1 pseudogene is annotated in these 252 nt (G+C 58.7%); it reads left to right on the top strand.

The annotated features are described in order from the left end of the window. Positions 1–180: 180 nt before the first annotated feature. A pseudogene (locus ACEN88_RS35845) lies at positions 181–252 on the top strand (recombinase family protein); the annotation flags it as partial.

Below are 252 nucleotides of genomic sequence, written 5' to 3'. Positions count from 1 at the left end.
GATACGAGCAGCGCCGTGGGCGAGCTGGTGTTCAATATGTTCGCAACCCTCGCTCAGTTTGAGCGGTAGCTTAACAGCGAGCGGACGAAAGCCGCGCTCGACGTGCTTCGTGCTCGCGGGCGGAAGGGCGGGCGCAAGGCCGCTCTAACGATCAAGCAAATCCGTCAGGCTAAAACCCTGATGGACGATCCAGAACTGACCGCGAGCGATGTCGCAAAGACATTTGGCGTCAGCAGGGCAACACTTTACAAC

Origin of the sequence: Massilia sp. CT11-108 (genome assembly GCF_047302915.1) — a bacterium.
Classification (GTDB): Bacteria; Pseudomonadota; Gammaproteobacteria; order Burkholderiales; family Burkholderiaceae_D; genus Telluria; species Telluria orientalis.
This window is presented reverse-complemented; position numbering and strand designations above follow the sequence as displayed.